The sequence below is a fragment of the Aequorivita sp. CIP111184 genome, assembly GCF_900489465.1.
In the GTDB taxonomy this organism is placed as follows: Bacteria; Bacteroidota; Bacteroidia; order Flavobacteriales; family Flavobacteriaceae; genus Aequorivita.
Map to the genome: position 1 here is coordinate 304,116 of NZ_UEFQ01000015.1, position 8,991 is coordinate 313,106.

At 37.7% G+C, this 8,991-nt stretch carries 6 protein-coding genes; all 6 read left to right on the plus strand.

From position 1 onward, the window contains the following. Positions 1-32 precede the first annotated feature (32 nt). The 6 genes from AEQU1_RS05830 (at position 33) to xerA (ending at position 8,850) form a co-directional block, all read left to right on the plus strand. The gene (locus AEQU1_RS05830; protein ID WP_111879575.1) at positions 33-2,591 is read left to right on the plus strand and encodes a BamA/TamA family outer membrane protein; all 2,559 of its coding nucleotides are present in this window, start codon (positions 33-35) and stop codon (positions 2,589-2,591) included. Positions 2,592-2,634: 43 nt separating this feature from the next. Next, positions 2,635-3,702, plus strand: coding sequence for a class II fructose-bisphosphate aldolase (gene fbaA, locus AEQU1_RS05835; protein ID WP_111879538.1), 1,068 nt, complete (start codon positions 2,635-2,637; stop codon positions 3,700-3,702). 42 nt (positions 3,703-3,744) lie between these two features. Beyond that, positions 3,745-4,611: an acetyl-CoA carboxylase, carboxyltransferase subunit beta gene (gene accD / locus AEQU1_RS05840; RefSeq protein WP_111879539.1), complete on the plus strand. Its 867-nt coding sequence runs from the start codon at positions 3,745-3,747 to the stop codon at positions 4,609-4,611. Positions 4,612-4,733: 122 nt separating this feature from the next. Further along, positions 4,734-5,003: a 30S ribosomal protein S15 gene (gene rpsO / locus AEQU1_RS05845; RefSeq protein WP_111879541.1), complete on the plus strand. Its 270-nt coding sequence runs from the start codon at positions 4,734-4,736 to the stop codon at positions 5,001-5,003. A 212-nt stretch (positions 5,004-5,215) separates the two neighbouring features. Beyond that, complete coding sequence (locus tag AEQU1_RS05850) at positions 5,216-7,465, plus strand: polyribonucleotide nucleotidyltransferase (RefSeq protein ID WP_111879542.1); 2,250 nt, start codon at positions 5,216-5,218, stop codon at positions 7,463-7,465. A gap of 221 nt (positions 7,466-7,686) precedes the next feature. Then, the gene (xerA, locus tag AEQU1_RS05855; protein ID WP_111879544.1) at positions 7,687-8,850 is read left to right on the plus strand and encodes a site-specific tyrosine recombinase/integron integrase; all 1,164 of its coding nucleotides are present in this window, start codon (positions 7,687-7,689) and stop codon (positions 8,848-8,850) included. Positions 8,851-8,991 lie beyond the last annotated feature (141 nt).

Consider the following 8,991-nt stretch of genomic DNA (forward strand, 5'->3'; position numbering starts at 1 on the left):
TAGTATTTTTGAAATTGATTAAAAACGTACACTTGAAGCGCGACCTTACAAAAATATCACTATTTATAGTATTAATCAGCTTGTTTTTTTCCTGTAATTCTGTAAAGCGTGTGCCCGATGGAAAATATTTACTTACAGACAATACTATTATTGTTGATAGCCTGGAAACCAAAGATGCTGGTGTTTACAGTCAATTGGCACAGAAACCGAATACTTCCATTCCATTAATTGGTTTACCATTAGGGTTGTACATATACAATCTTGCAGACCCGCAACCTGATTCTACATATTATAGATGGCTTCACAAAAACCCAAAGCGGGAAGAGCGACTTATTCGTTTTCTTTCAAAAAAGCAAGTGGACGAATTAGATAGTAGTTATGTTGGCTTTAACAAATGGCTGCAGAAATCTGGAGATGCGCCAGTGGTTATTGATGAGAAAAAGGTTGAAAAATCTTTGGAGCGATTAAAGCGTTGGTATGCGAGTTATGGATATTTTAACGACGAGGTGGATTATAAAATTGAGCCTAGCGAAAAAAAGAAAAAGAGAGCCGCTATTACCTATTCCGTAAAAAGACACCAGCCCTATTTTGTGGGAGATTCCATTATTAATAAGATAAGTTCGCCCGTGGTGGATTCACTTTTTCGAATTACCAAGGCCAGGTCATTCATCGTTCCCGGAAAACAATATGCAGCGAATGATTTTGTGAACGAACGCGACAGACTCACCATTCAGTTTAGAAACTCGGGGCTCTATCATTTTGATCAGGAATACGTAGGTTTTGAGGCTGACACAGTAAATACAGACCACAGAGCAGACATTACATACATCATTCCCGATAGAAAAATTAGCGAAGGAGACAGCACCTATACTGTTCCTTTTAAAGTACATAGTATTAATGAGGTTCGGATTGTTACGGATTTTTCATATGAAAACAAGGATAAAAAATTTCAGGATTCTATAAGTTACAAAGGGTATAAGCTCTTCAGCTATGGCAAGATGCGCTTCCGCCCAAAAGCCATCACGGATGCTATTTCCATTACACCTGGGAAAATTTATAGGGATATTGACCGTACGTTGACCTACAACCAAATTAGTGATCTGCGCATTTTTAAATACCCAAATATAAATTATGCCGAAGTTGAAAAAGATTCAACAGGAAGACTTTTGAATTCTACTATTTTTCTGAGCCCCCGCGATCGGTTTACACTTGGGGTAGATTTTGATGCATACACCTCAACCATACAGCAATTTGGAATCAGCTTTAGTGGAAATATTATTTTTAGAAATATTTTTCGTGGGGCAGAAATATTACAAATTTCAGGTCGCGGTAGCCTCGGGTCTTCTAAAGATGCCGCTGACAGCCAAAGTAATTTTTTCAACATTTCAGAATTTGGTGGCGATGCGAAGCTTACCTTCCCCAGGATTATTTTCCCAATAAATACTGAAAATATAATCCCAAAATACATGTCGCCTTCCACAAGTGTAAGTGTGGGCGCAAGCTTACAAAATAACATAGGTTTAGATAGACAATCCATTAATGCAATTTATAATTATAGATGGAAACCTTCAAAAATCCTCACTTATGAATTGGATTTAATGAACCTTCAATACGTTCGGAACTTAAACACCGAAAATTATTTCAATGTTTATAGAAGCTCCTACAATAGGCTCAATGAAATAGCACAGGAGTTAAATTATGATTTTAGCAGTACAGACTCCAACCCTACATTAGAAATTCCCGATGAAACAAACTTATTCATCTCTGATGTAAGAAATGGAATTCTAAGTTCTACAGATGAAACCTATCAAGAAGTTTTGAGCATCTATGAGCGCCAATTGCGTCTTAGCGAGAACAACCTCATCTTTGCCTCTAATGTGACACTCACTAGAGACACGCGTGAAAATATTAATGACAATAATTTTTCGCGATTACGTTTAAAACTTGAATCTGCGGGCAATTTGCTTTCGGGAATCTCCAGTCTTGCAGGAATTAAAAAAAATGAAGCCGGAAATTACAAAACCCTGGGCGTGGTTTATTCCCAATTTGTAAAAGTGGAGGCAGAATACATAAAACATTGGGACATAACCAGTAATGATATAGTTGCCGTTAGAGCTTTTGGAGGGATTGCAATTCCTTATGGAAATAGTAACAGCATTCCCTTTACTCGAAGTTATTTTGCCGGTGGCGCTAATGACAACCGTGGCTGGAGAGCATATGATCTTGGCCCTGGAAGTAGTGGAAGTATTCTTGATTTTAACGATGCAAACTTTAAACTTGCCTTTAATGCTGAGTACCGATTTGGAATTTTAGGCGACATAAAAGGAGCTTTTTTTGTGGATGCCGGTAACATTTGGAATGTTTTGGATGATATTAATAACCCGTCATCCAAGTTTGATGGAATACAGGATTTGAAAGAAATTGCAGTTGCTTCTGGGATTGGGCTTCGTTATGATTTTGGTTTTTTTGTACTTCGCTTTGACGTAGGTTTTAAAACCCACAATCCCGGAAAGCCTGTGGGTGAAAGATGGTTTACAGACTATAGTTTCCGTGAAGCTGTTTACAACATAGGTATTAACTATCCTTTTTAAACCATATAAATTTGTTATTTTTGCTTGCTAAACACTTTTGATTATGAGCCACGGAATTAGGCCCGGAGTAGCTACGGGAAAAGAAGTTCAAAAAATACATCAATACGCAAAAGAGAAAGGTTTTGCAATGCCTGCCGTAAATGTTGTGGGTTCAGACAGCGTTAATGCTGTTATGGAAACAGCTGCCGCCCTGAATTCGCCTGTTATTATTCAATTTTCAAATGGCGGAGCACATTTTAATGCGGGAAAAGGACTTTCCAACGAAAACGAAAAAGCAGCAATAGCTGGAGGCGTGGCTGGCGCAAAGCATATTCACGAACTTGCAAAAGTTTATGGAGCTACGGTTATTCTTCACACAGACCATTGCGCTAAAAAATTACTACCATGGATTGACGGTTTGCTTGATGCAGGTGAAAAATTCTATAAAGAGAATGGAAAACCGCTTTATAGCTCTCATATGATAGATCTTTCCGAAGAGCCTATTGAAGAAAATATTGAAATTTGCAAGCGCTATTTAGAGCGAATGAGTAAAATTGGAATGACCCTTGAAATTGAATTGGGCATAACCGGCGGCGAAGAAGATGGCGTTGATAATACCGATGTGGATTCCTCAAAACTTTATACCCAACCCGAAGAAGTTGCGTATGCTTATGAAGAGCTTTCAAAAATAAGCGATCAGTTTACCATTGCCGCAGCTTTTGGAAACGTTCACGGGGTTTACAAACCTGGTAACGTAAAATTGACCCCTGTAATCCTTAAAAATTCACAGGAATATGTTCAGAAAAAATTTAATACGGGCCATAATCCAATAGATTTTGTTTTTCACGGCGGAAGCGGTTCTACGTTGGAAGAAATTCGTGAAGCAATTGGCTACGGAGTGATAAAGATGAACATTGACACAGACATGCAATTTGCTTTTACTGAAGGTGTTCGCGATTATATGGTAAACAATTTGGAATATTTGAAAGCCCAAATTGGAAATCCGGAAGGAGCTGAGCTACCAAATAAAAAATATTACGATCCAAGAAAATGGCTTCGCGATGGCGAAATCACTTTCAAAAAAAGACTTGAACAGGCTTTTAAAGATTTGAACAATGTAAACACATTGTAACGTTTCCAATAAGAAATAATAATATTTAATAAACAATAGTTTATGCCTTGGTTTAAAAGAACAAAAAAAGGGATACAAACCCCAACCGAAGATAAAAAAGACGTTCCAAAAGGATTGTGGTACAAATCGCCCACCGGAAAAATTGTGGATAGCGAAGAGCTTGAAAAGAATTTTTATGTAAGTCCCGAAGATGGCTACCATGTACGCATTGGAAGCAAAGAATATTTTGAAATCTTGTTTGACGACAATAAATTTAAAGAACTCGATAAAAACCTCACCTCTCAAGACACTCTTAAATTTGAGGATAAGAAAAAGTATACAGATAGATTAAAGGAAGCACAGGACAAAACTGGTCTTAAAGATGCTATACGTTGTGCTGTTGGGAAATCCATGGGTGCCGATTTGGTAATTGCCTGTATGGATTTTAGTTTTATTGGCGGTTCAATGGGAAGCGTTGTAGGTGAAAAAATTGCTCGTGCAGCAGATTATTCCCTTAAAAAGAAAATTCCTTTATTGATCATTTCAAAAAGTGGCGGTGCCCGAATGATGGAAGCGGCACTCTCCTTAATGCAGCTCGCAAAAACAAGTGTAAAACTTGCGCAACTTAGTGACGCCGGAATACCTTATATTTCTTTATGTACAGACCCAACCACAGGAGGAACTACAGCTTCTTTCGCCATGTTGGGCGATATAAACATTAGCGAACCTGGCGCTTTAATTGGTTTTGCAGGGCCAAGAGTTGTTCGCGATACAACAGGGAAAGAACTTCCCGAAGGCTTTCAAACTGCCGAATTTCTTTTGGAGCACGGTTTTCTAGATTTTATAACCCACCGTCGGGATTTAAAACGAAAAATCAATCTATATCTAGATTTGGTCTTAAATAGACCACTTAGAGAGAAAACTGCATAACTTTTTAAAGTTTTAAAAAAACTGAACCCTGAATACTGAATACTGAATACTTTTTAATACTTTTGCAGCCTTGATTATCAAAACGGTAGTCAGTACATAAAAATCATTTTAACAATATTGGCATGTATTTATCACAAGAAGAAAAAGAAAAAATTTTTACAAAACACGGTAAGTCTAAGACTGACACTGGTTCAGCAGAAGGACAGATTGCTTTATTTACATATCGCATTGCCCATTTAACAAACCACCTTAAAGCAAACCACAAGGACTACAATACAGAGCGTTCTTTGGTAATGTTGGTAGGTAAAAGACGTTCATTGTTGGATTATCTTATGAAAAAAGATATTCTTCGTTACCGTGCTATTATTAAAGAATTAGGATTACGTAAGTAATATTTCAAAGGGCTCTTACGAGCCCTTTAATTTTTTATATTTTTTCAGAAATTATTTCTGAACTCACAGAAAAGCTACCCTTGAGTTTTTCATTGGTCAACCACAACAACACAACAACACTAAACCTGAAAATCAGGTTTTGACCAAAATTAACGTACTCCTTTGCTATTGCCGAAAAGCAAAAGCTTGCGGAGCACTAAAATGAAAAACAAATGATACCTAAAGTATTTAGAGAGGTCATTGACCTTGGTGATGGAAGAGAAATTTCCATCGAAACTGGAAAATTAGCAAAACAGGCCCATGGTTCTGTAGTTGTTCAATCCGGAAAATGTATGTTGCTATGTACCGTAGTTTCAAATTACGAACAAAAAGATTTAGATTTTCTACCCTTAACCGTAGATTATCGTGAAAAATTTGCTGCTTCAGGGCGTTACCCAGGTGGTTTCTTCAAAAGAGAAGCAAGACCGAGCGACGGCGAAGTATTAACAATGCGTTTAGTGGATCGTGTATTGCGCCCACTTTTCCCAAAAGATTATCACTCTGAAACACAGGTGATGATACAGTTGATGAGCCATGATGATGATGTTATGCCAGATGCAATGGCAGGTTTAGCCGCTTCTGCAGCTATCCAACTTTCAGATTTTCCTTTTGAATGTGCTATTTCTGAAGCACGCGTTGGAAGAATTAATGGTGAATTCATAATAAACCCTTCAAGAGCACAATTGGAAGAATCTGACATCGATATGGTGATTGGAGCTTCTATGGATTCTGTGATGATGGTTGAAGGTGAAATGAAAGAAATTTCAGAAGAAGAAATGGTGGAAGCCATAAAATTTGCTCATGAACATATTAAAAAACAATGTGAAGCACAACTTAGATTGGCTGAAGCATTTGGGAAAAAAGAAGTTCGTGAATATCCAGCAGAACGTGAAGACGAGGATTTAGCGAAGAAAGTTTACGATATGGCTTATGACAAAGTATACGCCGTAGCAAAAGCCGGATCTGCAAAGCACGAAAGAAGTGCTTCCTTTTCTGAAATAAAAGAAGAGATTAAAGCTAGTTTTTCTGAAGAAGAATTAGAAGATTTTGGCGGTTTAGTTTCAAAATATTACAGAAAAGCTGAAAAAGCTGCCGTTCGTGACCTTACTTTAAATGAAGGTTTACGTTTGGACGGAAGAAAAACTGACGAGATTCGCCCAATTTGGTGCGAGATTGATTATTTGCCTTCTGTGCACGGTTCTGCAATTTTCACTCGTGGTGAAACACAAGCTTTGGCAACCGTTACTTTGGGAACTTCAAGAGAAGCCAACCAAATTGATATGCCATCTTTTGAAGGCGAGGAAACTTTTTACCTTCACTATAACTTCCCTCCTTTCTCAACTGGTGAAGCCCGCCCAATTCGCGGAACTTCTCGAAGAGAAGTAGGTCACGGAAACTTGGCGCAAAGAGCATTAAAAGGAATGATCCCAAAAGATTGTCCTTACACAGTTCGTGTTGTGGCAGAAGTATTGGAATCTAACGGTTCTTCTTCTATGGCTACCGTTTGTAGCGGAACAATGGCGCTGATGGATGCTGGAGTTCAATTGAAAAAACCAGTTTCTGGTATCGCAATGGGATTAATTTCTGACGGTGAAACTGGGAAATATGCAGTACTTTCAGATATTTTGGGTGATGAAGATCACTTGGGTGATATGGACTTTAAAGTTACTGGAACGGCTGACGGAATTACCGCTTGCCAGATGGATATTAAAGTAAAAGGTCTTTCTTACGAAATTTTGGTGAATGCTTTAAAACAAGCATCAGCTGGCCGTTTGCATATTCTTGGTAAATTAATCGAGACTATTGCAACACCAAATGCAGATGTGAAGCCTCACGCTCCAAAAATGATTACCGTTACTATTCCAAACGAATATATTGGTGCATTAATTGGACCTGGTGGAAAAGTAATTCAACAACTTCAGAAAGACACAAAAACTACAATTGTTATCAATGAAGATCCTATTACTGAAGAAGGTATTGTGGAAATTCTAGGAACAAACCAAGAAGGAATTGATGCCGTGTTAGCGAAGATTGATTCGCTTACCTTCAAGCCTGAAGTTGGTAGTGTTTACGAAGTAAAAGTTATAAAAATGCTTGATTTCGGCGCTGTTGTAGAATATATGGATGCTCCCGGAAACGAGACATTGCTTCACGTGAGTGAACTTGCTTGGGAACGTACTGAGAACGTAACTGATGTAGTAAATATGGGTGATGTTTTTGATGTGAAATTCATTGGTTTTGATCCTAGAACGAAAAAAGATAAAGTTTCTAGAAAAGCTTTATTGCCAAAACCGGAAGGTTATAAGGAACGTCCACCACGCGACGATAGCCGAAGTGGTTCAAGAGACAGAGATAATCGTGGACGCGACAGCCGTGGCCGTGACGATCGAAACAGTCGTGATAGAGATAGAAAGAGAGATTAATAAATTCCCACGAAAGTGGGAATCTGTTTAAGATTACAAAACGCCTTCAGTCCCGAAACTTCGGGGGGGAGGGCGTTTTTTTATTTTAATAATGCTAAAGTTATTAATATCCCAATACAAACTGCGCTAATTTAAGAAGCAGTAATTCCACCTCAAAAGGCCTTCAAACCAAAAATACCGAGAGTGGCGTTTTTTCATTTTTATTGTTTAATTTTATAATTATGACAACCATTAAGCTACAACCATTTATACATAACCTAAAAAAATGCTTAGGGTTAAAATTTCCATATCATTTTGAGAGCAAGGAAATTGTAAAGAGAATGGATGGTGTTCGATGGTCTAGAACGCACGGTTGTTTTTATATTATTTATGACGAATTAACAATTGATTCGTTTAAAAAAGAATTAGTTGCTAAAGGTTTTAAAATTGACGACAACACTCCAAAAAATGTAGCACAAAATAAGAAGAGCGTAAAAACTAAATTAATGCCCTTAATTCCTGAAAAGGTTAAAATATACAAGAGTTTTATTGATTCGCTAAACGGTAAGCGCATGAGCGAGAGCACTGTTAAAACGTATAGTGGTTTTGTGCGGCAGTTTTTACAATTTTCGGAAACTAAGCCAGCCGAATTGCTAGATGCAACAGATGTGCGTCTTTATATAGAATGGGCTGTTGGCACGTTAAACTATTCGGTAAGCACCCATAGGCAAATGGTGAGTGGGCTTCGTCATTTTGCGTATTTATACCCAGCGTGCGCCATAAATCCTGAAGCAATTTTTATGCCTTCAAAAGATAAAAAACTACCTGTAATTTTAAGTATAGAAGAAATAGTAAATTTAATACAGGCAACCAAAAACCTTAAGCACAGGGTAATAATCTCGATGCTGTACGCTTCGGGTTTACGTATAGGCGAATTATTAAATCTAGAATTAAAAGATTTTGATTTTATAAGAAATCAGCTCCATATTAGAGGGGGAAAAGGCAGAAAAGATCGCTACACAAATATTGCACAAACGCTGCATCCAATGTTAAAAAACTACTATAAAACCTATAAGCCAAAAGTATATTTTATTGAAAACCCGAATGGCGGACAGTATAGTCCTGCAAGTGTCCGATCCTTTTTAAAGCGAAGTTGCAAGTTGGCTGGAATAAAAAAAGCAATAACGCCTCATAGTTTGCGGCATTGTTATGCCACGCACTTATTAGAACACGGAACAGACATTCGCTACATACAAGAATTACTAGGCCACAGCCGGCCCGAGACAACAATGATCTACACACAGGTAACTAAAAAAGAATTAAGGCAGATAAAAAGCCCTTTAGATTTTGGGGTAAATAAATTATATTTACCGGATAACCATGATAAAAAACTTGGGATAGACTGATTCAGGCACGGTATAACCATGATAAAAGGTACTATATAACAAGTTAGCAAACACAGTACCTCAGCGAAATTTCGGTGTTTTAATAATGTGCATCGGACAAACCTCAACTTCAATTAAATATCATAAGTCAGAGCAATCCTT

What these genes read in the sequence shown, in the direction of transcription:
- fbaA (WP_111879538.1), top strand. Translation starts at nt 2,635, where the DNA reads ATGAGCCACGGAATTAGGCCCGGAGTAGCTACGGGAAAAGAAGTTCAA.
- accD (WP_111879539.1), top strand. Translation starts at nt 3,745, where the DNA reads ATGCCTTGGTTTAAAAGAACAAAAAAAGGGATACAAACCCCAACCGAA.
- rpsO (WP_111879541.1), top strand. Translation starts at nt 4,734, where the DNA reads ATGTATTTATCACAAGAAGAAAAAGAAAAAATTTTTACAAAACACGGT.
- AEQU1_RS05850 (WP_111879542.1), top strand. Translation starts at nt 5,216, where the DNA reads ATGATACCTAAAGTATTTAGAGAGGTCATTGACCTTGGTGATGGAAGA.
- xerA (WP_111879544.1), top strand. Translation starts at nt 7,687, where the DNA reads ATGACAACCATTAAGCTACAACCATTTATACATAACCTAAAAAAATGC.